Source organism: Rhodanobacter ginsengiterrae (assembly GCF_050026815.1).
GTDB classification, from domain to species: domain Bacteria; phylum Pseudomonadota; class Gammaproteobacteria; order Xanthomonadales; family Rhodanobacteraceae; genus Rhodanobacter; species Rhodanobacter ginsengiterrae.
The window spans coordinates 92,469-117,859 of the sequence record NZ_JALBWO010000046.1 but is presented as its reverse complement, the minus strand read 5'-3'; the positions used below and the strand labels follow the sequence as shown (position 1 = coordinate 117,859).

At 65.8% G+C, this 25,391-nt stretch carries 21 protein-coding genes; 3 read left to right on the top strand and 18 right to left on the bottom strand.

The window, feature by feature from the left end; translation table 11 throughout:
• Nucleotides 1-42 precede the first annotated feature (42 nt).
• From dnaE to rpsB, 17 genes are all read right to left on the bottom strand, one after another.
• Nucleotides 43-3,657, bottom strand: a complete 3,615-nt coding sequence (dnaE, locus tag ACQGNJ_RS04995; RefSeq protein ID WP_426688130.1) for a DNA polymerase III subunit alpha — start codon at nucleotides 3,655-3,657, stop codon at nucleotides 43-45.
• 109 nt (nucleotides 3,658-3,766) lie between these two features.
• Nucleotides 3,767-4,315 (bottom strand): TlpA family protein disulfide reductase, encoded by a 549-nt coding sequence (locus ACQGNJ_RS04990; protein ID WP_426688129.1) that lies wholly within the window; start codon nucleotides 4,313-4,315, stop codon nucleotides 3,767-3,769.
• A gap of 96 nt (nucleotides 4,316-4,411) precedes the next feature.
• Nucleotides 4,412-4,609, bottom strand: coding sequence for a hypothetical protein (locus ACQGNJ_RS04985; protein ID WP_426688128.1), 198 nt, complete (start codon nucleotides 4,607-4,609; stop codon nucleotides 4,412-4,414).
• A 192-nt stretch (nucleotides 4,610-4,801) separates the two neighbouring features.
• On the bottom strand, nucleotides 4,802-5,380 hold the full coding sequence (rnhB, locus tag ACQGNJ_RS04980) for a ribonuclease HII (RefSeq protein WP_426688127.1): 579 nt from the start codon (nucleotides 5,378-5,380) through the stop codon (nucleotides 4,802-4,804).
• Between the two features lie 91 nt (nucleotides 5,381-5,471).
• A complete protein-coding gene (gene lpxB, locus ACQGNJ_RS04975) occupies nucleotides 5,472-6,695 on the bottom strand; it encodes a lipid-A-disaccharide synthase (protein WP_426688126.1) in 1,224 nt (407 codons plus the stop codon).
• A gap of 51 nt (nucleotides 6,696-6,746) precedes the next feature.
• Complete coding sequence (gene lpxA, locus ACQGNJ_RS04970) at nucleotides 6,747-7,520, bottom strand: acyl-ACP--UDP-N-acetylglucosamine O-acyltransferase (RefSeq protein WP_426688125.1); 774 nt, start codon at nucleotides 7,518-7,520, stop codon at nucleotides 6,747-6,749.
• The gene (gene fabZ / locus ACQGNJ_RS04965; RefSeq protein ID WP_426688124.1) at nucleotides 7,517-7,990 is read right to left on the bottom strand and encodes a 3-hydroxyacyl-ACP dehydratase FabZ; all 474 of its coding nucleotides are present in this window, start codon (nucleotides 7,988-7,990) and stop codon (nucleotides 7,517-7,519) included. Before fabZ ends, lpxA begins: the two co-directional genes overlap by 4 nt.
• On the bottom strand, nucleotides 7,983-9,011 hold the full coding sequence (gene lpxD / locus ACQGNJ_RS04960; protein WP_426688123.1) for a UDP-3-O-(3-hydroxymyristoyl)glucosamine N-acyltransferase: 1,029 nt from the start codon (nucleotides 9,009-9,011) through the stop codon (nucleotides 7,983-7,985). The genes fabZ and lpxD overlap by 8 nt, the downstream gene beginning before the upstream one ends.
• Nucleotides 9,012-9,131: 120 nt before the next feature.
• Nucleotides 9,132-11,558: an outer membrane protein assembly factor BamA gene (bamA, locus tag ACQGNJ_RS04955; RefSeq protein WP_426688122.1), complete on the bottom strand. Its 2,427-nt coding sequence runs from the start codon at nucleotides 11,556-11,558 to the stop codon at nucleotides 9,132-9,134.
• A 198-nt stretch (nucleotides 11,559-11,756) separates the two neighbouring features.
• On the bottom strand, nucleotides 11,757-13,103 hold the full coding sequence (gene rseP / locus ACQGNJ_RS04950; protein WP_426688121.1) for an RIP metalloprotease RseP: 1,347 nt from the start codon (nucleotides 13,101-13,103) through the stop codon (nucleotides 11,757-11,759).
• Between the two features lie 36 nt (nucleotides 13,104-13,139).
• On the bottom strand, nucleotides 13,140-14,315 hold the full coding sequence (locus ACQGNJ_RS04945) for a 1-deoxy-D-xylulose-5-phosphate reductoisomerase (protein WP_426688120.1): 1,176 nt from the start codon (nucleotides 14,313-14,315) through the stop codon (nucleotides 13,140-13,142).
• A 2-nt stretch (nucleotides 14,316-14,317) separates the two neighbouring features.
• Nucleotides 14,318-15,136, bottom strand: coding sequence for a phosphatidate cytidylyltransferase (locus ACQGNJ_RS04940; protein WP_426688119.1), 819 nt, complete (start codon nucleotides 15,134-15,136; stop codon nucleotides 14,318-14,320).
• A 9-nt stretch (nucleotides 15,137-15,145) separates the two neighbouring features.
• Nucleotides 15,146-15,880, bottom strand: a complete 735-nt coding sequence (uppS, locus tag ACQGNJ_RS04935; protein WP_426688118.1) for a polyprenyl diphosphate synthase — start codon at nucleotides 15,878-15,880, stop codon at nucleotides 15,146-15,148.
• Nucleotides 15,881-15,897: 17 nt separating this feature from the next.
• Nucleotides 15,898-16,455: a ribosome recycling factor gene (frr, locus tag ACQGNJ_RS04930; RefSeq protein ID WP_426688117.1), complete on the bottom strand. Its 558-nt coding sequence runs from the start codon at nucleotides 16,453-16,455 to the stop codon at nucleotides 15,898-15,900.
• A 223-nt stretch (nucleotides 16,456-16,678) separates the two neighbouring features.
• Nucleotides 16,679-17,401 carry a UMP kinase gene (gene pyrH / locus ACQGNJ_RS04925; protein ID WP_426688116.1) on the bottom strand — a complete coding sequence of 241 codons (723 nt, stop codon included), beginning with the start codon at nucleotides 17,399-17,401 and terminating at the stop codon, nucleotides 16,679-16,681.
• Between the two features lie 436 nt (nucleotides 17,402-17,837).
• The gene (gene tsf, locus ACQGNJ_RS04920; protein ID WP_426688115.1) at nucleotides 17,838-18,716 is read right to left on the bottom strand and encodes a translation elongation factor Ts; all 879 of its coding nucleotides are present in this window, start codon (nucleotides 18,714-18,716) and stop codon (nucleotides 17,838-17,840) included.
• A 101-nt stretch (nucleotides 18,717-18,817) separates the two neighbouring features.
• The gene (gene rpsB / locus ACQGNJ_RS04915) at nucleotides 18,818-19,681 is read right to left on the bottom strand and encodes a 30S ribosomal protein S2 (protein ID WP_426688114.1); all 864 of its coding nucleotides are present in this window, start codon (nucleotides 19,679-19,681) and stop codon (nucleotides 18,818-18,820) included.
• Nucleotides 19,682-20,022: 341 nt separating this feature from the next.
• Here rpsB and map point away from each other — a divergent pair, with 341 nt between their 5' ends.
• From map to ACQGNJ_RS04900, 3 genes are all read left to right on the top strand, one after another.
• Nucleotides 20,023-20,787 (top strand): type I methionyl aminopeptidase, encoded by a 765-nt coding sequence (map, locus tag ACQGNJ_RS04910; protein WP_426688113.1) that lies wholly within the window; start codon nucleotides 20,023-20,025, stop codon nucleotides 20,785-20,787.
• A 129-nt stretch (nucleotides 20,788-20,916) separates the two neighbouring features.
• A complete protein-coding gene (gene glnD / locus ACQGNJ_RS04905; RefSeq protein ID WP_426688112.1) occupies nucleotides 20,917-23,559 on the top strand; it encodes a [protein-PII] uridylyltransferase in 2,643 nt (880 codons plus the stop codon).
• A gap of 60 nt (nucleotides 23,560-23,619) precedes the next feature.
• Entirely contained in the window at nucleotides 23,620-24,069 is a 450-nt protein-coding gene (locus ACQGNJ_RS04900; RefSeq protein ID WP_426688111.1) for a CopD family protein, read from the top strand.
• Nucleotides 24,070-24,164: 95 nt separating this feature from the next.
• Here the strand turns inward: ACQGNJ_RS04900 and ACQGNJ_RS04895 are convergent, their stop codons facing one another.
• Complete coding sequence (locus ACQGNJ_RS04895) at nucleotides 24,165-25,172, bottom strand: NAD-dependent epimerase (RefSeq protein WP_426688110.1); 1,008 nt, start codon at nucleotides 25,170-25,172, stop codon at nucleotides 24,165-24,167.
• Nucleotides 25,173-25,391 lie beyond the last annotated feature (219 nt).

Genomic DNA, 25,391 nt, shown 5'->3' with positions numbered 1-25,391 from the left:
CCGGCCCTCCCCTGCGAGCAGGGGAGGGCGCAGAGCGACGGCTCAGTCCTGCTGCTTGACGATGCGCAGGCGCGCGGCTTGCACGCCGGGCAGGGCGCGGACGGCGCGCAGCAGGTCGGGGATGGCGTCGACGCGCCAGGCTTCGCCCAGTTCGAAGTCGGCCTGGGCGCTGCGATTGCGGTAGCCGTGCAGGGTCACGCTGGCGCGGCCGCCACGGTAGCCGGACAGGGCGCGTTGCAGTTGCTCGACGAAATCGGGGCCGATGCCGTTCAATTTCAGCTGCAGCAGTCGTGCATGCTTGCGGCAGGCGTCAGCCAGCGACATCGCGCTGCGCGCGCGCAACTGGAAACCGCCGCCGGAGAAATCGTCGATGCGCAGGCCGCCGTCGACGATCAGCATCTGGTCGCGGGTGAGCAGCGGCGCGATCTGCTGGTACAGCTCGCCGAAGAAGCTCACCTCGATGATGCCGCTGCCGTCTTCCAGGCGCACAAAGGCGTCGCTGTCGCCGCGTTTGCGCACGGTGGTGACCATGCCGGCGACGGTCCACGGCGTGTCCGGTCCACGGCGAAAGCGGTTGTTGTCGCCATCGTCGTTCTTGCGCGGCTTGGGCGGCTGGTAGCGGTCGACGATCTCGCCCAGCGGACAGGTCGACAGCTGCGCCAGTTCGTCCTTCCACGGGTCCGTCGGATGGCCGGACAGATAGTGGCCGAGGGTGTCGCGCTCGCCTTGCAGCTTCCGTTCCAGTGGCCATTCCGGCACGGTCGGCAAGTGGATCTGCACGACCGGCGTCAGCGTGCCCATGGCGGCGCCGAACATGTCGTTCTGGCCGGACTGGCGGTCGCGCAGATGCTGCTCGGCGGCCTTGATCGCGTCGGGCAATTGTTCCATCAGGCTGGCGCGGTTCGGCGCCAGCGTGTCCAGCGCGCCGGAGAGGATCAGCGCCTCGAGCACGCGCCGGTTGAGTTTGGTCGGATCGACCCGGCGGCAGAAGTCGGCCAGGTCGGTGTAGCGGCCGTTCGCGCGTTCGGCCACGATCGCCTCGCACGCGCCCTGGCCGACGCCCTTGATCGCGCCGAGGCCGTACTGGATCACCTTGGGCTCGATCGCGACGAACATGTAGTCCGATGCGTTGACGTCGGGTGGCTGCACGGTGATGCCGATCGCCCGTGACTCGCCGAGGAAGGTCACCACCTTGTCGGTGTTGTCCATGTCCGCCGAGGTCGTCGCGGCCATGAATTCGGCGGGGTAGTGCGCCTTCAGCCAGGCGGTCTGGTACGACACCAGCGCATAGGCGGCGGCGTGCGACTTGTTGAAGCCGTAGCCGGCGAATTTTTCCATCAGGTCGAAGATGGAATCGGCCTTCTCGCCGGAGAGGCCGTCCTTCGCCGCACCCTCGCGGAACTTGGCGCGTTCCTTCGCCATTTCCTCGAGCTTCTTCTTGCCCATCGCGCGGCGCAGCAGATCGGCGCCGCCGAGCGAGTAGCCGCCGACGATCTGCGCCATCTGCATGACCTGCTCCTGGTAGACCATGATGCCGTAGGTCTCTTTCAGGATCGGCTCGACGCGCGGGTCGGGGTATTCCACGTCCTCGCGGCCGTGCTTGCGCGCCACGAAGCTGGGAATCAGGTCCATCGGGCCGGGACGGTACAGCGCCACCAGCGCAATGATGTCCTCGAAGCGGTCGGGCTTGGCGTCCTTGAGCATGCGCTGCATGCCGGAGGATTCGAGCTGGAACACCGCAACGGTCTGCGCCTTCTTCAACAGCTCGTACGGCTTCGGGTCGTCCAGTGGCAGCTGCGAAATATCCAGCGGCCCCAAATCATCGGCAGCCGCAGGCTGCCCCAAATTTTCTCCCCCTGCTTGCAGGGGGAGATGTCCGGAGGACAGAAGGGGGCGCTCTTTCGCGCGGCGCCGATTGATCGCCTTCACCGCCCAGTCGATGATGGTCAGCGTGCGCAGGCCGAGGAAGTCGAACTTGACCAGGCCGACCGCCTCGACGTCGTCCTTGTCGTACTGGGTCACCACGCCGCCGCCGCCGGCTTCGCAGTACAGTGGCGCGAAATCGGTCAGCGGGGTCGGCGCGATCACCACGCCGCCAGCGTGCTTGCCGGCGTTGCGGGTGAGGTTTTCCAGGCTCAGTGCCAGGTCGATCAGCGCACGTGCGTCTTCGTCCTGCTCGTAGGTTTCGCAGAATTCCTTGACGACGCGATCGGTTTCTTTCTTCGATTTTTCCGAACGACCCAGCGCATCGGACAGGGTAAGGTCCAATGGCCGTGGCGGGATCATCTTGGCCAGCCGGTCGACCTGGCCATAGCTCATGCTGAGCACGCGGCCGGAGTCGCGCAGCACGGCCTTGGCCGCCATCGAGCCGTAGGTGATGATCTGGCTGACGCGGTCGCGGCCGTACTTGCGCGCGACGTAGTCGATCACCTCGTCGCGGCGGTCCATGCAGAAGTCGATGTCGAAGTCGGGCATCGACACGCGTTCGGGATTGAGGAAGCGCTCGAACAGCAGGTTGAACTGCAGTGGATCCAGATCGGTGATCTTCAGCGCCCAGGCGACCAGCGAGCCGGCACCGGAACCGCGCCCGGGGCCCACCGGGATGCCGTTCTGTTTGCCCCAGTTGATGAAGTCCGCCACGATCAGGAAGTAGCCGGGGAAGCCCATCTCGATGATGACGTCGAGCTCGCGTTCCAGCCGCGCTTCGTAGTCGGCGAGCGTGTGGTCGGCCGCCAGCGGTGCGCTGGCCAGGCGATCCTTGAGGCCTTGCCGCGACAGCTCGCGGATGTGGCTGGCGAGGTCATGGCCTTCGGGCACCGGGAAGTCGGGCAGGTAATAGGTGCCGAACTTGAGTTCCAGGGTGCAGCGTTTCGCCAGTTCGACGGTGTTTTCCAATGCCTCGGGCAGATCCGCGAACAGCGCGGCCATTTCCTCCGGCGTCTTCAGGTATTGCTGCTCGCTGTATTCGCGCGGACGTTTCGGATCGGCCAGCACGCGGCCCTGGTTGATGCACACGCGCGCCTCGTGCGCGCCGAAGTCGTCCTGCCTGAGGAAGCGCACGTCGTTGCTCGCCACCACCGGCAGGCCGAGTTCGGTGGCCAGCGCCAGCGCGGCGGTGTTCCAGTTCTCCTCGCCGTCGCGGCCGCAGCGGGTCAGCTCCAGGTAGAGCCGCTCGGGGAACAGCCGCGCCAGCGGACGCAATCTGGCCAGCGCGGCATCGTGGCCCTGGCCGAGCGCCATGCGGGCGACCTCGCTGTCGCGACCGAGCAGGGCGATCAGGCCGTGGCTGGCGCCGGCACTGAGCCAGGCCATGTCCACCAGCGCGCGCCCACCGTGCTGGCCTTCCTGCCACGCGCGCGAGACCAGCCGCGACAGGTTCAGGTAACCCTCGCGGTTCTGGCACAACAAGGTGAGTCGCCACGGGCGCGGGTCGTCACTGGAAGAGAACCACAGGTCGCAGCCGCCAATCGGCTTGATGCCGGCGGCACTGCAGGCCTTGTAGAACTTCACCAGCGCGAACATGTTGCTGTCGTCGGTCAGCGCCACCGCGGGGATGCCGTCGCGCACGCAGGCAGCGACCAGCGCCTTGATGCGGATGGTCGAGTCGACCAGCGAATATTCGCTGTGCAGATGCAGGTGGGTGAAGCGGACGGTCATGCAGATTTACGCGCTGAGTCCACGCAGGCTACCCGGCGGCCGGCGCAGCGGCAAGATTGACTTCCGCCGCGCTTGCGCAAAGCGGGCTGGCGTCCCGCACGCGGCGGATTCAGTGGCTCGTCACGCTCGCCGTGGCCGCGGGTTGCTCGACCAGCAGGGCGTTGATCTCGCCGACCAGGGTGTCGAGCATGTCTTCGCCGTAGCCGACGTGGATATGCGCGATGGTGCCGTCACGATGCAGCATCACCATCACCGGGATGCCGCTGACGCCGTAGGGCTTGCCGATCACGCCGTCGCGGTCCCAGGTGACCAGCAGTTCCGGCAGGCTCTTGCGCAGCACGCGCGAGGTTCGCACGAAGGTGTCGCGATCCTCGCGATGATTGACAGCCACCACCTGCAGCGGCAGGCCACGCTGGGTAGCCAGCGCCTGCAGTTTCGCCAGCACCGGTATTTCCTCCATGCAGTAGCCGCACCAGGTGGCCCAGAAGCTGATCACCACCACCTTGCCGCGCAGCGAGGCAATGGTGACCTGCTGTCCGCGCTGGGTGGTGCCCAGCATGTCCGGCGGCGTATCGCCCGGCTGGAGTCGCGGCTTGTCGCCGGCCGCGGCGTTGCAGCAGAGCAGCAGGCCAAACAGTGCTGTCGCGATTCGGCGCATGTCGTCCCTTCCCCCGGTCAATCGCCAGCGTAGCAACATGCAGGAAGCCGCGGAAGCGCGAGGGTCGGGACCACCAGGTCGGCGTGGCGAGCCTGCTCAACGGACGAAGAAGCGCTCGTCCTCGCCGGCGGCGGTCACATAGTGTTCGAGACCATGCACCAGCAGCGGGTGCAGGTTGTAGTCCGAATGGGTCATCGGGCTTTCGTCGCCGCCATCGGCGGCAAGGGACGGTTCCCATGCGGGCGCCGTGATCGGCGTCGGCGGGAGGGTCGGTCGGGTTTGCGGATGCTTCATGGCAGGACTCCTGCGCTCTTGACGAACGCGGGTGGGTTCGCAGGCAGGCCGGCGGGTCAGGACGGGCCGGTGGGGCTGGCGCATCCGTGCAGTACGGGTTTCCTTGCAGGCAAGGATGCGCGTACGCGGGGAAAAGTTGCATGAACCGATGGCCCATGCGGATGAATCTCATCGGGTTGCGCGATCAGGTGATCAGAACAGGCGCGCCTGATCCAGCAGCAGGCGCACCGGCGCGAAGCTGCGGCGGTGCTGCGCGCAGGGGCCGAGCTGCTGCAAGGCGGCCAGATGCGCTGGCGTGGGATAGCCCTTGTGCACGGCAAAACCGTAACCGGGATGCGCAGCGTCCAGCGTCACCATCAGCCGGTCGCGGCTCACTTTGGCGAGGATCGACGCGGCACTGATCGCCGGTTCCAGCGCGTCCCCGCCGACGATCGCCCGACCCGGGCAGGGCAGGTCCTTCGGCACTTTGTTGCCGTCGACCCAGGCTTCCTGCGCGGCCAGCGCGAGACCAGCCACGGCACGGCTCATGCCGGTCATGGTGGCCTGGAAGATGTTCAGCCGGTCGATCTCGTCCGGTTCGATCAACACCACGCACCAGGCCAGCGCGCGCTCGATGATCTGCGGATACAGCGCCTCGCGTTTGGCTTCGCTGAGCTTCTTCGAATCGTTCAGCCCGATGATCGGGCGGGCCGGGTCGAGGATCACCGCGGCGACGGCCAGCGGGCCGGCCAGCGGACCGCGTCCCGCTTCGTCGACACCCGCCACGCGCATGCCCGCTTCATTCGAGTCCCGCGCTTCTTGCGCTTGCCTGCTCCCGCTGGGGGGGAGGACTGAGACGGGGGTGCAGGTGCTCGCAGAATGCTCACCCATGGCCGGGATTCCGGCCGTCGATCAATTCGGCGATGGCCGCTGCGGCACGGTCCCCGGCCTGACCTTGCAGGTCACCGCGCAGCGCGTGGTGCAGGTGTTCGAACGCGGCGACGATCGCGCTGCGCCGCTCGCTGTCCTTGAACAAGGCCAGCGTCGCCGCGGCCAGTTTTTCAGCGGTGCAGTCGTCCTGCATCAATTCGGGCACCAGCAGCCCGCCGCCGATGTCGATGCCGCTGGCGCGCGCCAGGATGTTCGGCAGCGAATAGACGTCTGTCTTCAGCATCTTCAGTGCGCGCGCGATGCGGTAGCTCACCGGCGCCACGCGGTAACCCACCACCATCGGGCGCTTGGCCAGCATCGCTTCCAGCGTGGCGGTACCCGAGGCGAGCAGCACCACGTCGGCGGCCAGCATCGCCTCATGCGCGTGGCCATCGATCAGCAGGGGCCGGTTGCCGTCTTCCGGCAAACGGGCGAGCAGTGCATCGAGTCGGGCGCGCACCCGCGGATTGGCAGCGGGAATGATCACACGCAGGCCGGGGATCGCGGCGGCGACGCGGGTAGCGGCATCGATGAAGGGTTCGCCCAAGCGGGCGACTTCGGAAAGGCGGCTGCCCGGCAGCACCGCCAGCACGGGCGCCTGTTGCGCCAGCTGCAGCACGTCGCGCGCGCCGATGCGGTCCGATACCAGCGCGAAGCGATCGGCCAGTGGATGGCCGACGAAGCGCGCGTCGATGCCGTGCCTGGCGTAGATCGCCGGCTCCATCGGGAACAGGCAGAGCACGCGCTGGGCGCTGCGGCCGATCTTCTCGGCGCGCTTCTCGCGCCATGCCCAGACCGACGGGCTGACGTAGTGCACGGTCAGCAGGCCGGCCTGCTTCAGCCGTTGCTCGACGCCAAGGTTGAAGTCCGGTGCATCGATGCCGACCACCACGTCGGGTTTCGCCTGCAGCAGCCGCGCGACCAGCGTCTTGCGCAGGCGCAGCAGCCGCGGCAGGTGACGGATCACCTCGCTGAAGCCGAACAGTGACAACGCGCTGATGTCGTACCAGGAGTCGAACCCCTCGCGCTGCATGCGCGCGCCGCCGATGCCGATGAAGCGCGCCTGCGGATACCGCTGTCGCAAGGCGGCAATCAGGTCGGCACCCAGCTGGTCGCCGGAGTCCTCGCCGGCGAGGATGGCGATGAGGGGAGATTCGAGCGGCGGGTGGTCAGTCATGCCGGAAGCATAAGCCAGAGCGCGTGCCTGATGGCCCGATAAGCGAGACGCTTATCGGGCCAGCGCCCGCTCGCTGTGGTCGATGAAATCGAGCATGGCACGCACGTCTTCGCTTTCGCTGGCCTGTTCGACCAGCTTCTCGCGGGCCTCGGGCAGCGACAATCCGGCCATGTACAGGGTGCGGTAGGCGCGCTTGATCGCGGCGATGCGTGGCGCATCGAAGCCGCGACGTTTCAGGCCTTCGCTGTTGATGCCGCGTGGGCGGCCATGCTGTTCGTTGGCCATCATCACGAACGGCGGCACGTCGTGACCGACCAGGCAGCCCATGCCGATGAAGGCGTGGGCGCCGACCTTGCAGAACTGGTGCACGCCGGAGTAGCCGGACAGGATGGTCCAGTCGCCGATGCTGACGTGACCGGCCAGCGCCGAATAATTGGAGAACACCACGTTGTTGCCGATCTGGCAGTCGTGCGCGATGTGCACGTAGGCGAGCACCCAGTTGTCGTTGCCGACGCGGGTGATCGCGCCGCCATCGCCGGTGCCGCGGTTGATGGTGGTGAATTCGCGGATCAGGTTGCGATCGCCGATCACCAGTTCGGTGCGTTCGCCCTGCCACTTCTTGTCCTGCGGATCGCCGCCGAGCGAGGCGAACTGGTTGATCCGGTTGTCACGGCCGATCCGGGTCGGTCCCTCGATCACCACGTGTGGTCCGATCACCGTGCCGTCGCCGATTTCCACGTCTGCACCGATCACGCTGTAGGCGCCGATGCTGACACGGGCGCCGATGACGGCCGAAGAATCAACCACTGCGGTCGGGTGGATCATTTGCCGGACCTCGCAGCGCACATCAGTTCGCAGCTGGCCACTTCCTTGCCATCGACCAGGGAACGGGCCTCGAAGATGCCCATGCCGCGCATCAGCCGCTTGAGGCTGACTTCCATGCGCAACTGGTCGCCAGGCACCACCGGTGCGCTGAAGCGCGCGTTGTCGACCTTGACCAGATAGAACAGCGGACTGACCCTGTCGCCCTTCATGTGCCGGCTGACCTGCGTCAGCAGGCCGGCGGCCTGTGCCATCGCCTCGATGATCAGCACGCCGGGCATCACCGGGTGGCCGGGGAAGTGGCCCTGGAAGAACGGCTCATTGATGGTCACGTTCTTGATCGCGACCACGCTGAGATCCGGCACGACCTCGATCACCCGATCCACCAGCAGGAACGGATAACGATGCGGAAGCAAGGCCTGGATCTGCTCCACGTCGATCGGCAAGGTAATCAAGTTGCTGTTCTCACTCATTGTCGCTGTCCTTCTCCAGCGCCGACAGTCGACGCGCGTACTCGTCCAGATGCTTGAAGCGCGCCGCATTCTTCCGCCACTGGCGGTTGTCCTGCAGGGGCACGCCCGATGAATATTCGCCAGGCTCGCGGATCGAATGCGTGACCAGGCTCTTGGCGGTAATGGTAACCCGGTCGGCCAGTTCCAGATGGCCAAGCACGCCGGCGTTGCCGCCGATCATGCAGTAGCGTCCGATCTTCGCGCTGCCGGCGACGGCGGCGCAGCCGGCCATCGCGGTATGCGCGCCGATGTGCACGTTGTGGGCGATCTGGATCTGGTTGTCCAGCCGTACGTCTTCGTCCAGCACGGTGTCGTCCAGCGCGCCGCGATCGATCGTGGTGTTCGCGCCGATCTCGCAGTCATCGCCGATGCGCACACCACCGAGTTGCGGCAGCTTGATCCAGTGGTCGCGCTCGAAGGCGAGGCCGAAACCGTCCGAGCCGATCACCGCGCCCGGATGCACCAGCACGCGTCGACCCAGGCTGACCCGGGTGACCAGGGTGACCCGCGCCACCAGCCGCGACTGCGCGCCGACCGTGCAGTCCTCGCCGATGATGCAGTGCGGACCGAGCACCGCGCCGTCGTCGATCACGGCGCGCTCGGCGATCACGCAGCACGGGCCGATGCTGGCGCTGGCGCTGACCCGCGCGCTGTCGGCCACCACGGCGCTGGGATGGATGCCCGGCGCCGCGGCCGGAAGCCGTTCGAACAGCGCGGCCAGCTTGGCGTAGGCCACGTATGGGTCGGCGGCGATCAGCGCCGCCGTGGGGCAGTGGGGAAGGTCGTTTTCGCGCAGCACCACCACACCGGCGCGAGTGGCTGCCAGTTGGCTGGTGTACCTGCTGTTGGAGAGGAAGCTGAGATGGCCGGGACCGGCGCCGGCGAGGGTCCCGACACCGTCGATGACCCGGGCTCCATCGCCGCTTGCGACCAGGCCGAACCGCTCTGCCAGCTCGGCCACCGTGTAATGGATTGTGCTCATGGATGGCTCCGGAACCTGCCGGCCATTGTAGGGGGTGGTGGCGCGGCGTGCAGTGGCGCTGTCCGGCAAAAGAAAGCGCGGACAGGCCGCGCTTTCCTCGTTCCGCATTCGGCTCGGTTTTTAGAACTGGCTGCCGAAGGTGAACTGGATCCGTTCCTCGTAGTGGCGATCGGCATCCTTCGAGCGGAACGGCACGGCCAGGCTGATGATCAGCGGGCCGATCGGTGCCTGCCACTGCAGCGAGACGCCGGTCGAGGCGCGCAGTTCCGAGGCGTTGAAGCTCTGGTAATCCTTGTACACGTTGCCGACGTCCATGAACCAGGAAACGCGTGCAGTGTTGACGTCCTTGAGGAACGGCAGCGGAATGAATACCTGGGCCGTACCCAGCACCTTGAACGCACCGCCGATCGGCTGCGCGTAGTAGGCGCCGCTGTTGCACATGCCCTTCGCGTCAGGCGTGCTGCCATCGATGCAGACGCGCGGTCCCAGCGTGTTGTCCTGGAAGCCACGCACGTCACGCACGCCGCCGGCGTAGTAGTTCTGCCAGAACGGCAGATCCTGGCGCATGTCGGTGATGACGTGGCTCTGGCTGGGGTTGTCAGCCTTGCTGGCCGCCGCCAGTGAATCATAGGCGGTGTCGGAGATGCCGTTCTTGCCATAGGTCTTGCCGTAGCCGACCTGGCCATCCAGATACAGCACGAAGCCCTTGCCGATCGGCCAGTAATGGTTCATCTCGGTGGTGAGCTTCCAGTACTGCACGGTCGAGCCGGGCAAGGCAATATCGGTCGATGCCGAGATCAGGCCGCCACGCGTTGGCGCCCAGTAGCCGTTGCGGGTGTCGTGGTTCCAGCCCAGCGTGCCGGTCCAGGTGTGGATGGTCTTGTTGCCGATCTCGTTCTGGTAATCAGTCAGCACCTGCGGGCTGTATCCCGGGTACAGGTTGACCTTGTTGCTGCTGATGCCCAGGCCCACGCGCAAGCCGTCGGTTTCGCTGATCGGGATGCCGAGGTAGGACGAGAAGCTCTTCGCGCTGGTGGCGTAATTGGCGAAGTCGGTATTGCCGTAGTCGGTCTTCGAGTACGACGCGCTGTAGCCGATGCCGATGCCGCTGTCGGTGAGATAGGGGTTGTAGTAGTTCAGGCCCAGGCGGGTGTAGTACGTGCTGCGCTCGCCGCTGATCGAGAAACTGTCGCCGGTGCCGAACAGGTTGTTCTGCGATACCGACGCATTCAGGATGATGCCGGAATATTGCGAGTAGCCGACACCAAACTGCATGCTGCCGGCAGACTGCTCTTCCACCTTCACCGTGACATCGACCTTGTCCTGGGTGCCCGGCACCCGCGTCTTGTCGATGTCGACTTTCTTGAAATAGCCAAGGCGCTGCAGGCGGACTTTCGAGCGATCCAGCGCTGCCTGCGAATACCAGGAGCCCTCGAGCTGGCGCAGTTCACGACGCAGCACGCCGTCCTCGGTACGCGTATTGCCCTGGAACACCACCCGCCGCACGTAGACGCGCTGGCCCGGCTCGATATACATGGTCAGGTCGACCGTGCGCTTTTCCTTGTCCAGCTTCGGAATCGGGGTGACCTTGGCATAGGCGTAGCCGATATTGGCCAGCACCGCCTTGATCGCCTTGGAGCTGGCCTCGATCGCGCCGCGGTTGAACGTGTCCCCGTCCTTGACGAAGACCAGCTGGCGCATGGTCTTTTCCGGCAGGATCAGCTCGCCCAGCAGCTTCACGTCGGTGACCTTGTAGATCTCGCCTTCCTTGACGCTGGCGTCGATGTACATGGATCGCTTGTCCGGTGCGATCGTCACCTGGGTGGAGTCGACGCCGAAGTCGGCGTAGCCGCGGTCCATGTAGTAGGACTGCAGCTTCTCCAGGTCGCCGGAGAGCTTCTCGCGCGAATACTGGTCGTCCTTGGAGTACCAGGACATCCAGTTGCTGGTGTCCGACTCGAAGCCGTCGCGGATCTGCTTGTCGCTGAACGCATGGTTGCCGAGAATGTTCAGTTCCTTGATCTTGGCCGCCTTGCCTTCGCGGATCTCGATCTCGACGGCGACGCGGTTGCGATCCAGGCGGGTCACGTGCGGTTCGACCGAGACGTTGTACTTGCCGCGGTTGTAGTACTGCCGGATCAGCTCCTGTTCCACGTTGTCCAGCGCCAGCCGGTCGAAGGTCTCGCCTTCGGACAGGCCGATCTCCTTCAGGCCCTTCTTCAGGTCATCGGTCTTGATGTCCTTGTTGCCGCGCAGGGTCAGCTTGGCGATCGAGGGTCGCTCGACCACCTTGATCACCAGGATGCTGCCTTCGCGATCCATTTCGACGTCGCTGAAGAACTTGGTCTGGTACAGCGCGCGGATGGCGCGCTGGGCGCCATCGTTGGTCAGCTGGTCGCCCTTGTTGATCGGCAGGTAGTTGTAGACGGTACCGGCGGAGATCCGGCTGAGACCGTCGATGCGGATGTCCGACACCACGAAGGGGTCGAACGCGAACGCATTGGCGGAGAGGGAGGCAAGCAGGATCAGCGCGGCGATACGCTTCATCGTCGATTCCGTTGGGTTATTTCGATGAAGCGGCCAGCGCGGCCGCTCCGATCAAGAGCATGAGACGGGAACAGGCCCCGACTCGAAAAAAGAACGCTCCCTGCCGAGGCAGGGGGCAACCTGAAACATCGCTGCAGCTTGCCGCGGCTGGCGCAGTCAGGCGTGTCATCGTGATGCCGCTGTCGCCGTACGTCGGCATCACGACGGCAGCATGCGGTGGATATCGTTGTAAAAAGCCAGCCCCATCAGGGTGAACAGCAGCGCGATGCCGATGTACTGGCCGACCACCATCGCCTGTTCGCTGACCGGGCTGCCCTTGACCAACTCGACCAGATAATACAGCAGGTGCCCGCCATCGAGGACCGGGATCGGCAGCAGGTTGATGATTGCCAGGCTCAGGGAGATCAGTGCCAGGAAGTTGAGGAACCAGGGCAGGCCCATGCCGGCGTAGTCATTGGCCACCGAGGCGATGCCGATGACGCCGGACAGGTTGTTGGTGGAGGCCTGTCCGCTGATCATCTTGCCGATCAGGTTGAAGGTCTGCGCGGTATTGCGCCAGGTCGCCTGGAGCGAGGCGGCGAACGCCTTGATCGGGCCATAACGCAGGGTGACCTGCTCGGGGCCGGCACCATTCACGCCGATCACCCATTTGACCGGCAGGCCTTCGAGCGATTCGCGTCGTGCGTCGACCGCCAACTGCATCGGCTTGCCTTCGCGTTCGACCGTCAGCTTCAGATGCGGTGACTTGACCGCCTCGACCGGTACCAGTTTCTGGAACGCGGCGTAATCGGCAACCGGCTGGCCATTGATCGAGACGATCCGGTCACCGCCACGCATGCCGCCCAGCGCCGCCGGCTTGCCCGGCAACACGCTGGCGGCAATCGCCGGCGGCGAGGCCAGCTTCAAGCCCAGTTGGTCGATGTACCTGGCCACGCCTTCGCCTGCCGGCAGCTGGTTCAGCGGCAAGACCAGTTCTCGCTGCCGGCCGTCGGTGCCGCGCACGGTCAACGGCAGCGGCGAGCGACCGAGCAGGGCGTTGACCACGCCGTCCATCGCGTCGGTGTAGGTGCTGACTTCCTCGCCATCGACGCTGAGGATGCGGTCGCCCGGCAGGATGCCTGCCGTGGCGGCGATGCTCTGCGGCTTGGCGGTCACCAGCGGCGCGGCATCCGGCCGACCCAGCATGAACATCAACCAGAACGCCGCGATGGTGAAGATCAGGTTGAAACCCGGCCCGGCGGCGATGATCGCGATGCGCTTCCACACCGGCTTGCCGGTGAATTCCTGGTCCTTCAGGGCAGGGTCGACCTCGCCTTCGCGGGCGTCGAGCATCTTGACGTAGCCGCCCAGCGGGATGGCGGCGATCTGGTATTCGGTGCCGTCGCGGCCGATCCGCTTCCAGATCGCGTTGCCGAAGCCGACCGAGAAGCGCAGCACCTTGACTCCACAGCGGCGCGCGACCCAGTAATGGCCAAATTCATGGAAGGTCACCAGCACGCCAAGCGTGACCAGCAACCAGAACACCGAGCCGAAGAAGGAAGTCATCAAGTACCGGGGCAAAAGGTCATCGGAGCAAGAATATCAGCAAGCATTGCGCAGAACGCGGCGGGCCGCCTCCCGTGCCAGGCGATCGCGTTCACAAAGCGTTCCAACATCGACCACGGCTTGCGCCGGCAGTTCCGCAAGTACCGCCTCGACGACGTCGGCGATCGACAGGAACGGCAGGCTGCCGGCCAGGAAAGCCTCCACGGCCACTTCGTTGGCCGCATTCAGCACGGCCGGGGCATCGCCGCCGGCGCGCAGCGCCTGGAAGGCCAGCGCCAGGCAGCGGAAGGTGACGAGGTCGGGGGGCTCGAACTGCAACGGGGCGCAACTGGCCAGGTCCAGCGAGGGTACGCCGGACTCGACCCGTTCCGGCCAGGCCAGCGCATGCGCGATCGCGGTGCGCATGTCCGGGTTGCCGAGCTGGGCCAGCACCGAACCGTCGACATACTCGACCATCGAGTGGATCAGGCTCTGCGGGTGCACCACCACATCGATCGCCTCGGCCGGGGCGGCGAACAGGTGGTGCGCCTCGATGACTTCCAGGCCCTTGTTCATCAAGGTGGCCGAGTCGACCGAGATCTTGCGACCCATCACCCAGTTCGGATGCTTGCAGGCCTGGTCGGGCGTGATGTCGGCCAGTTCGGCGCGGCTGCGGCCGCGGAACGGGCCGCCGGAGGCGGTCAGCACCAGCCGGCGCACGCCGCTGCGGCCCAGATCGGGGCGACCGCCGGGCAGGCACTGGAAGATCGCGTTGTGTTCGGAGTCGATCGGGATCAGCGCCCCGCCGCCGGTGGCAACCGCCTCCAGCAGCAGCGGGCCGGCCATTACGATGGACTCCTTGTTGGCCAGCAACAGGCGCTTGCCGGCACGCGCGGCGGCCAGGGTCGACTCCAGCCCGGCGGCGCCGACGATCGCGGCCACCACGGTGTCGCACAGGTTGCCGGCGGCGGCGACAGTCAGCGCGTCATGGCCGCTGGCCACCTCGCAGTGGACCCCGGCGGCCGTCAGGCGGCGTGCCAGTTCGGCTTCCAGCGCGGGATCGGCGATCACCGCCAGCTGCGGCCGGTGTTTGACGCAAAGATCGACCAGCGCTTCCACTTGCCGATGCGCGGTCAGCACCGTGGCGCGAAAGCGCTGCGGATGCCGCGCGATCACGTCGAGCGTGCTGCCCCCGATGGAGCCGGTGGCGCCGAGAACGGCGATCTTGTGCATTTTCAGATATCCAGCAACAGCAAGCCGGCGGCGAACACCGGCAGCGCGGCGAACACGCTGTCCAGTCGATCCATCAGGCCGCCGTGGCCGGGAAAGATGCTGCCCGAATCCTTCACCTGGGCATGCCGCTTCATCAGGCTTTCCAGCAGGTCGCCGACGATCGATATCGCCACCGTGATCGCGGCCAGCACGGCCAGTCCCAGCAGCGAACCGCCACGCACGCCGAGCAGCCAGCCACCCAGTTCGGCCACCAGCACGCCGGCTACCATCGCGCCATAGGCGCCGGCCCAGGTCTTGCCGGGGCTGATCTGCGGTGCCAGCTTGCGCTTGCCGAACGTGCGGCCGCTGAAATAGGCGCCAATGTCCGAGGCCCATACGATCACCAGCGCCAACAAGGTCCACCAGTGGCCGTGCGGCTCGCGGGCATGGATGCTGGCCAGCGCGACCCAGGTCGGAAAGATCACCAGGGCGCCGGCGAGCAGTTTCAGTATCAGATTCTCGCGCGTCGGCGCGGCAGCAAAAGCGAAATGGCGCAGCCACACGCAGGCCACCATCCACCACGCCACGCCGAGCGCCAGCAGCCATGGCGTCCAGACCGGGCCCTGGGCAAGCCAGAGCAGCACAAAGATGGCGGCCGCCACGACCAGCAGCGCGATGCGTGCGGAGCCGTTCTTCAGGCCGCTCAGCTGCGCCCATTCCCACCAGGCGGCGAGGAAGGCCAGCGCGACGATCGCGCCGAAGATGCCGGTGGGTGGCAGCAGAATGATCAGGATCGCCAGCGGCGCGAGCACCAGGGCGGTGAGAATGCGCTGAAGCAGCATGGGAATCCTCTAGGAAACGGGGGCGACCTGCTCGCCGGTGCGGCCAAAGCGGCGCTCCCGGCGGGCATAGTCTTCGATGGCCCGCCGCAGGCAAGCCTGGTCGAAATCGGGCCACAAGGTATCGGTAAAGTACAGCTCGGCGTAGGCGACCTGCCACAACAGGAAGTTGCTGATGCGGCACTCGCCGCCGGTGCGAATGAACAGATCCAGTGGTGGCAGCTCGGCCAGGCTCATCCATTGGCCCAGGCGCGCTTCGTCGAGATCCTCGACCTGCAGCTCGCCGCGAACCACCGCCGCGGCGGCCAGCCGGCTGGCCTGCACGATATCCCAACGGCCACCATAGCTGACGGCGATGTTCACCTGCAGCTTGTCGTTGCCGGCGGTACGCGCCATCGCGGCCTGCATGCGTTCGCGCAGGTTCGACTCGAACGCGTCGAGATTGCCGATGAAACGCAGCCGAACGCCATGGCCGTGCAGTTCGTCCACTTCCTTGTCCAGCGCACGCACGAACAGGCCCATCAGCGCGCCCACTTCTTCCTGCGGACGCTGCCAGTTTTCGCTGGAGAAGGCGAACAGGGTCAACGCCTGCACGCCTTCGCGCAGGCAGGCTTCGATCACTTCGCGCACCGCCTTGCGGCCGGCATTGTGGCCGAAGCTGCGCGGGCGGTGGCGGGCCTTGGCCCAGCGGCCGTTGCCGTCCATGACGATGGCGATGTGGCGCGGAACGGCTTCGGCGCCGGGCATGGGGAATGCGATGGCGCTCAGAGCGCCATCAGCTCCTCTTCCTTGGCCTTGACCACGGCATCGACGTCTTGCACCGCGCGATCGGTGAGCTTCTGGATCTCGTCGTCGGCACGACTTTCGTCGTCTTCGGTGATGAGTTTTTCCTTGAGCAGATCCTTGACCTGCTGCAAGGCATCGCGGCGCACGTTGCGGATCGCGATCTTGGCATTCTCGCCCTCGTGTCCGACGCGCTTGGCCAGCTCCTTGCGACGCTCTTCGGTGAGTGCAGGCATGTTCAGGCGGATCACGGTGCCTGCCGTGGTCGGGGTGATGCCGAGGTCCGACGCCATCAACGCCTTCTCGATCGGCGCCACCATGTTCTTTTCCCACGGCGTGATCAGGATGGTGCGTGCGTCGGACAGCGAGACCGAGGCCACCTGCGGCAACGGCATGTCCGAACCGTAATACGACACCTTGATGCCATCGACCAGCGAAGTGCTGGCGCGGCCGGTACGGATGCGGGTGAGGTCGTGCCTGAGTGAGTCGATGCTCTTGCCCATGCGGGTCTGCGCATCGTTCTTGATGTCATTGAGCATGTCGTGTTTCCCGGTGAATCGTGCAACGTCTGATTATAGCAGTGGCCGCCGTGACGGCTTGTTGCGGCGCGATCGGCGCCTGTGAAGAAAACCACGTCCGGTGGTTCTCTTCCATCGCGAGTCCGGTGCAAGCCCGGACCCGCTCACATGAAAAAGTCACTTGCGTGACTTTTTCATGTCCGGCCATTCATGGCCGTTCTGAGAGGTTGAAACTCCCAACCTCTCAGCCGCCGTCGACCAGGGTGCCGATCGACTCGCCGCGCATGATCCGCATCAGGTTGCCGGCCACCGTCATGTCGTAGATGCGCAGCGGCATCTGCTGGTCACGGCACAACGCGATCGCGGCGGTATCCATCACCGCCAGCTTGCGTTCGATCACGTCGTCATAGCCGAGCCGGTCATAGCGGGTGGCGTCTGGATGCGTGGCCGGGTCGGCGGTGTACACGCCGTCGACCTTGGTCGCCTTCAACAGCAGGTCGGCGCCGATCTCCACCGCGCGCAGAGCGGCGGCCGAATCGGTGGTGAAGAACGGATTGCCGGTGCCGGCGGCAAACAGCACGATGCGGCCCTTCTCGATGTGCCGGATCGCCCGGCGGCGGATGTAATCCTCGGCCACGTCGTGGATCTGGATCGCGCTGGTCACCCGCGCGTAGCCGCCACGCTTTTCGATTGCATCCTGCATCGCCAGCGCGTTCATCACCGTGGCCAGCATGCCCATGTGGTCACCGGTGACGCGGTCCATCCCGGCCGCGGCGAGGCCGGCGCCCCGGAAGATATTGCCGCCGCCGATCACGATGCCGATCTGCACGCCAGTCTTCTGCACTTCGATGATTTCGTCGGCCAGTCGGCCGATCACCTTGGGATCAATGCCGTAGTCCGCATCACCCATCAAGGCTTCGCCGGAGAGTTTGAGCAGGATGCGGCGGTACTTCGGCTGGTCGCTCATGGGTTCTCCGGATTGTGTGGGGTAAACCGGCTTATTGTAGCGGCAGCCGCTTCGGACCGGGGCATTCGCTGGGGCCATCTGCCAAATTTTCCTTGAAATCAGGATAGAGAATGTCTCGACGTCATGCCCGGGCGAACAAGTCGGCGTGGAGCGGAAGCGCCGGGCCGTGCGTGGCGATCAGTGGCGGCCATGGTCGGCGCTGTTCCGTTGTCGTCAGGTTACGGTGCGCCCTGCGGCTCTTTCACTGTGCAGCGAGGAATCGACGCCGTGGTCACGCCAGCGGCATGGCCTGGCGAGGAAGTTGCCGGTGCGGTGGACGATGACGACCGGCTTTCCATGGATGGCGCGGTGCAGGTTTCACATGTCGCGACCGGAGCATGAAAAAGGCCGCGATTTCTCGCGGCCTTTCTTTCCAGCGGGATGACTTGCCGAGCGCTTAGACCTGCATCGCCTTGGCCACTTCGGCCAGGTAGTCTTCCTGCACTTTCTCGATGCCTTCGCCAACCGCCAGGCGGGACACCGAGATGACGTCGGCGCCTTCCTTCTTCAGCGCGTCAGCAACGGTCGTGTTGGTGTCCAGCACGTACGGCTGACCGAGCAGGGTGACTTCGGCAATGATCTTGTGGACCTTGCCGGCGACGATCTTCTCGAGGATCTCGGTCGGCTTGGCCTTTTCCTTGTCGGACATCTGGCTCAGCGCGATGTCCTTTTCCTTGGCCAGGAATTCGGCGGGAACGTCATCGGCGCGGACATAGGCCGGGTTCATCGCGGCGACATGCATCGCGATGCCCTTGGCCAGCTCCTCGGAACCACCCTTGAGCGCGACCAGCACGCCGATGCGGCCGCCGTGGGTGTAGCTGCCGATCACGCCATCATTCTTGACGACGGCCATGCGGCGCACGTCGATCTTCTCGCCGATGGTGGCGATCAGGACCTTGGCGGCTTCCTCGACGTTGCTGGCACCCGGGTAGGCGGCAGCCTTCAACGCGTCGATGTCGGCGGCACCGGAATTCAGCGCGACATCGGCGACGGTGTCGGTGAACTTCAGGAAGCTCGCGTCCTTGCCGACAAAGTCGGTCTCGCAGTTGATCTCGACCAGCACGGCCTTGCCCGGTGCCTGGGCGGCCACGACGCGGCCTTCGGCGGCGATGCGGCTGGCCTTCTTGTCAGCCTTGGCCAGGCCGGACTTGCGCAGCCATTCCATCGCCACTTCGATGTCGCCGTTGTTCTCGACCAGCGCCTTCTTGCATTCCATCATGCCGGCGCCGGACCGCTCGCGCAGATCCTTGACCAGTTGGGCGGAAATATTGCTCATCGTCTTTCCTCTGATACTTGAATGGCGCGATGGCGAACGGGCGCCACCGCGCGGTGATCTCGGGCAGGGCAGGCGGCGGTCAGTGATCGCCGCCTGCACGCTTACCTGGCGTCGTTGCGCGGACCACGGCCGCCGTCACGGCCACCATCACGACCGCCTTCGCGGCGCGGTGCGGCCTTGCGCGGAGCGGCTTCGCGACGCGGACGGTCGACCTTGGCCACCGGATTGCCTTCCTCGTCCAGTTCGACGAAGTCGTTGCCGTCGCCCTGGGCAGCGGCCGGCGCGGCGGCCTTGCCTTCCAGGATCGAGTCGGCAGCGGCACGGGCATACAGCTGGATCGCGCGGATCGCGTCGTCATTGCCCGGGATGGCGTAGTCGACCAGTTCCGGGTTGTAGTTGGTATCGACCACGGCGATCACCGGGATGCCCAGCTTCTTGGCTTCCTGCACGGCGATGTCTTCGTGACCGATGTCGATCACGAACAATGCATCAGGCAGGCGGTTCATGTCCTTGATGCCGCCCAGCGAGGCCTGCAGCTTGTCGCGCTCGCGGCGACGGGCCAGCACTTCGTGCTTGACCAGCTTCTCGAACGAACCGTCGGTCTCGGCCGCTTCCAGCTCCTTCAGGCGCGAAACGGACTGCTTCACGGTGCGGAAGTTGGTCAGCATGCCGCCGAGCCAGCGCGAGGTGACGAACGGCATGCCTGCGCGGGCTGCCTCTTCGGCCAACGGCTCACGCGCCGAACGCTTGGTGCCGACGAACAGGATGGTGCCGCGCTTCTGCGCCAGCGCCGACAGGAAATTCATCGCGTCGGTGAACAGCGGCAGGGTCTTTTCGAGATTGATGATGTGGATCTTGCCGCGGGCGCCAAAGATGTACGGGGCCATCTTGGGGTTCCAGTAACGGGTCTGATGACCGAAATGGACGCCGGCTTCCAGCATCTGACGCATGGTGACTTGTGCCATGGGTGTCGCTCCGATTGTCGGTTCCCTTGGGAGGAACCTGGGGGTTGGGACCTCCACGCATCCCCGGCTTCGACCGCGACTTGCCCGGCGCAGTGGTGAACTGCCGATGGTGGGCGAGGCGCAGCACCCCGAAGGCGGTGCCGATGCGTGTGTGGCGTTGGTTTGGGTGTTGTACCGCTGAGGGTTACAATCCCGGTTCGCTTTGCGCTGGCCGGCCTTCAACAAGGCCTGTCAGGTCTGCAAAACTCCGAAATTATAGCCGGTGCGCCGGCAGTGCGGCAAGTTGCTGCGGATTCAATGACTTGAACCCGAAGGCCGCTGCCGCCACCTGAGTGGAACCTATGGCCATTACCCTCAAATCTCCCGAAGACCTCGAAGGCATGCGCGTCGCCGGCAAGCTGGCGGCCGAAGTGCTGGCCATGCTCAAGGACTATGTCAAGCCCGGTGTCACCACCGAAGAGCTGGACCGGCGTGCCTACGAGCACATCGTCAACGTGCAGCAGGCGATTCCGGCGAATGTCGGCTACCACGGCTTCCCCAAGACCCTGTGCACCTCGGTCAATCACGTGATCTGTCATGGCATTCCGAACGAGGGCAAGGTGCTCAAGGACGGCGACATCGTCAACCTCGATGTCACCGTGATCAAGGATGGCTGGCACGGCGATACCAGTCGCATGTATGTCGCCGGCACGCCGTCGGTGCTGGCCAAGCGGCTGATGGACACCACCTTCGAGGCGATGATGCGCGGCATCCAGGCGGTGCGCCCGGGGGCCACCCTGGGCGATGTCGGCCATGCGATCCAGCAGCATGCCGAGGCGGCCGGCTTTTCGGTGGTGCGCGAATACTGTGGCCACGGCATCGGCAAGGTCTATCACGACGAGCCGCAGGTACTGCATTACGGCAAGCCGGGTACCGGCGTGGAACTGAAGAAGGGCATGACGTTCACCATCGAGCCGATGATCAACGCCGGCAAGCCGCAAACACGGCAACTGCCGGATGGCTGGACCGTGGTCACCCGCGACCATTCGCTGTCGGCGCAGTGGGAGCACACCATCGCGGTCACCGACGATGGCTTCGAGATCCTCACGGCCTGGCCCGACGCTTGAAGCGGGAGTGATTGAAGAGGCGTAAGGAAAGAGAATCGGGCACGCGACGCTGACGTCGGTTGCCGTGGATACATGGCAGACTGCCTCTCTCACTTCTTCAGTCCTCTTCGCTCACTCCCTGCTCTCCGCATGCCAACCGGCTCTCCAGCACTTCCCCCTTTGCCGCGCCTGCCGCTGGCGGTGCCGCGTTCGGGCGTTTCCACCGATGCGCGGCGGGCCTTGCGACAACTGCTGGGCGATGTCGACCGGGCCCTGGCCACCGCGTTCCGTGATGGTGCCGATGCCAGCGCGCTGGCCCGGCGACGGGGCGAATCGGTGGCGCGCATCGTGGCGCATGTATGGACCGCCTGCCTGGGCGAGGTCGCCGGTACCGCGCTGTTCGCCGTCGGCGGCTTCGGCCGCGGGCTGTTGTTCCCCTGTTCCGACGTGGACCTGCTGGCCCTGGCGCAGGCGCCGGACCCGGCGCGGTTGCGCGCCTTCGAACAGTGCTTCGCCACCTTGTGGGACATCGGCCTGAAGGTCGGCCATGCCGTCCGCGAGCCGGCCCAGTGTCGTGCGCTTGCGGCGCAGGAAGCGAGTGTGTTCACCAGCTTGCTCGACGCGCGGCGGCTGGCCGGCGACCCCGCGATGGAAAGCGTGCTGCGCGCCATCGTTGATGATCCGGCGCTGTGGCCGCCGCGCGAGTACCTGGCCGCGCGGCTGGCCGAGCGCAATGCACGCCATGCGCGCTACGACGACACCGCCTACAACCTCGAGCCCAACCTGAAGGATGGTCCGGGCGGCTTGCGCACGCTCGACTCGCTGCGCTGGATGGGCCGGCGGCTGGCGCATGCCAATGACCTGGCGGACATGGTCAACGAGGGCCTGCTCGACCCTGCCGAGCAGTCCGTGCTGGAGGAGTCCGAGGCCACCTTGCGCCGCTATCGCTATGCGCTGCATCTGGAGGCCGGACGTGCCGAGGAGCGCCTGCTGTTCGACTACCAGCGGGCACTGGCCGAGCGGCTGGGCTTCGAGGACGAACACGCGAAGAATCTGGGCGTGGAGCAGTTCATGCAGGGCTATTACCGCGCGGCCAGCCAGGTGGAGCGACTGGGTGTGCAGGTGGCCGAGCGCTTCGAGGAAATGCTGGAACTGCCCGGCGAGGCGCTGCCGGTGGGGGACGCCTTCGTGCGCTACGGATCGCGCCTGGCAGCGATCGATCCGCAACTGTTCATGCGCCGTCCCGCCGCGCTGGTGGAGATCTTCATCGCCCGGCTCGACCAGCCGGGTCTGCTTGGCTTTACCGCAGATACCATGCGGCGGATCCATCAGGCCACCGCCGTGCACGGTGACGCGCTGGCCGACGATCGCGACGTCCTGGCCGCCTTCCTGCGGTTGCTGCGTCGTGGCGCGCCGGCGGTGGAAGCACTCTGGCGGATGAACCGGCACGGCCTGCTGGCGGCGATCCTGCCCGCGTTCGGCAAGGTGTTCGGCCGCATGCAGTACGACCTGTTCCATGTCTACACCGTCGATGAACACACCTTGCGCGTGCTGCGCAATCTGGCGCGCTTTGCCGATCCGGCGGCGCAGCGCGAATTTTCGCTGGGCTGCGAGATCTGGGCCGGCCTGCCCACGCCGGAAGTGCTGCTGCTGGCCGGGCTGTTCCACGACATCGCGAAAGGACGCGGCGGCGACCACTCGGTGCTGGGCGAGGAAGACGCCCGCGCGTTCTGCGGTCGGCTGGGCCTGCCGCCGGCCGATATCGATCGGATCGCGTGGCTGGTGCGCTGGCACCTGCTGATGAGCACCACCGCGCAGCGCCAGGACATCACCGACCCGGACGTGGTGCACCGCTTCGCCGAGGTGGTCGGCAATCGCGAGCAGTTGGGCCAGCTCTACCTGCTGACCGTCGCCGACATCATCGGCACCAGCCCGCGGCTGTGGAATGGCTGGAAGGATCGTCTGCTGGCCGATCTGTACACCAGCACCCGCTATGCGCTGCGCAGCGACGTGGAGCTGCCGCGCGACATCGGCGAGCGCGTGCGCGACTGTTCCGAGTACGCGCTCGCCCTGCTGCTCGACCAGGGGCATGCCGAAGCCGACGTGGTCCGCGTGTGGGCGGACTTCCCGCAACTCAGCTTCCTGCGCCATCGGCCCGAGCAGATCGCCTGGCAGACCGCCGCCATCCTGCAGGCGAACGGCGCCGTGCCGCTGGTGGCCGTGCACCCGCTGTCGGTGCGCGGCAGTACCGAGCTGTTCGTCTATACGCCTGATCGCGACGGCCTGTTTGCGACGGTGACCGCCGTGCTGGATCGCCTGCGATTCTCGGTGATGGAGGCGCGCATCCTCAGCTCGCCCACCGGCATGGCACTGGACACGTTCCTGTTGCTGGACGCGGACAGCCAGCAGCCGGTGAGCGCGGCGCGCGCGGAGGAACTGCAGCAGCGACTGCAACGTGCACTGGCCCAGTCGACCGGCGTGCAGCCGAGCAAGCGCGGCATGTCGCGTCATCAGAAGCATTTCCAGATGACGCCGAGGATCAGCTTCCACGCTGCCGGGGATCGCACCCAACTCGCCCTGATCGGTACCGATCGTCCCGGCCTGCTGGCCGCCGTGGCGCAGGTGATGTCCGGCACCGGCGTGCGCGTGCACGACGCGCGCATCGCCACCTTCGGCGAACGGGTGGAGGATTTCTTCCAGCTCACCGATCGCCACAACGCTCCACTCGATGCGGCAGTCCAGCAGCGGCTGCTGCAGGCCTTGCTGGAGCGTGTCGGTCCGGCGTCGGATTGAACGCCGCCGCCGCGTTATCATCGCGCCTGCTGCATGCCGCAGCGGCCACCCGTCTCCGCCATGACCTATCTGCTGATCAAATCGCTGCACCTGCTGTTCGTGATCGCCTGGATGGCCACGGTGTTCTACCTGCCACGGATCCTGGTGAACCTGGCCGAGAGCGCGGGCGAACCGCCCGTGCAGGCGCGATTGCAGCTGATGGGACGTCGCCTGTACAAGTTCGGCCACAACATGTTCGGCCTCGCCTTCGCCTTCGGCCTGATCCTGTGGCAGGGCTGGCGCGTGTTTCCGCAGAGCTTGCCCAACGTCACTGCCGGCATGCACTGGATCGATGCCAAGCTGACCCTGGTGGCAGTGCTGCTGGCTTATTTCATCTGGGCCGGGCGCCTGCTCAAGAACCACGCCAAGGGTGTGGCGCTGCCTTCCTCGAAGGCGCTGCGCTGGCTCAACGAGTTGCCGGTGCTGCTGTTGCTGCTGGTGATCTGGCTGGTGCTGGCCAAGCCGTTTTGAAAGCGGGAGTGAGGGGAGAGGAGTGAGAAGAGAGAGAAAGCCAAGGGCGAGCGGCGCTCCGTTCCAGCTTTCTCTCACTTCTCACTCCTCAACTCTCACTTCTCGAAGTACCCCCGGTACCACTCGACGAAGCGCGCCACGCCATCCTCGATCGACGTGGACGGCGCATAGCCCACGTCCCTGCGCAGCGCCGACACATCGGCCCAGGTGTCCGGCACGTCGCCCGGCTGCATCGGCAGCAGGCGTTTTTCCACGCTGCGGCCGAGGTTCTGTTCCAGCAGCTCGATGAAGCGCAGCAGTTGCACTGGCTGGTCGTTGCCGATGTTGTAGACCCGATAAGGCGCATTCGACGTGCCGGGGTTGGGCAGCTCTGCGTTGTAAGCCGGGTCCGCCGTGGCCGGTTGATCGAGCGTGCGGATCACGCCCTCGACGATATCGTCGATATAGGTGAAGTCGCGGCTGTGGTTGCCGTAGTTGAACACGTCGATCGGTTCGCCGCGGCTGATCCGGTCGGCGAACAGCATCGGCGACATGTCCGGCCGGCCCCATGGGCCGTAGACGGTGAAGAAGCGCAGGCCGGTGGTCGGGATGCCGTATAGATGGCTGTACGTGTGCGCCATCAGCTCGTTCGCCTTCTTGCTGGCCGCGTAGAGACTGACCGGATGGTCTACCGCATCCTCCACTGCAAAAGGCAGCTTGCGATTGGCGCCATAGACCGAGCTGGAAGAGGCGTAGACGAGGTGCTCCACACCGCCATGGCGGCAGCCTTCGAGGATATTGACGAAGCCGGCCAGATTGCTCTGCACGTACACGCGCGGGTTCTGGATCGAGTAGCGCACGCCGGCCTGCGCGGCCAGGTTCACCACCCGCTGCGGCCTGAACGTGGCGAAGGCATGGTCGATCGCCTCGGCATCGGCCAGGTCGGCGCGCTGGTGGCTGTAGTTCGGGTGATCGATGAAGCGCGCCAGCCGCGCTTCCTTCAGTGCCGGGTCATAGTAGTCGTTGTGGTTGTCGAAGCCGTGGACCACGTCGCCGCGCGCCAGCAGGCGCTGGGTCAGTGCGGCGCCAATGAAGCCGGCGGTGCCGGTAACCAGGATGCGCATGGAATGCCCTCGGAAGATCGACTGCATTCTATCGCGGGCCGCCGTGGACGCGGCCCCGAAAGCGGAGGATTGACAGCCGATCTGGGCTAAACTAGCGTTTCTTCAATCCACAAGATCAAGGTGGCCCGCTTCGCGCCGGCCGAGTGTGCGACATGGCAACTACCCGCTGCTCCTGCTGACTACACGACGCCTTGTGCTTTTGTCGAAGAAGGGCGGATG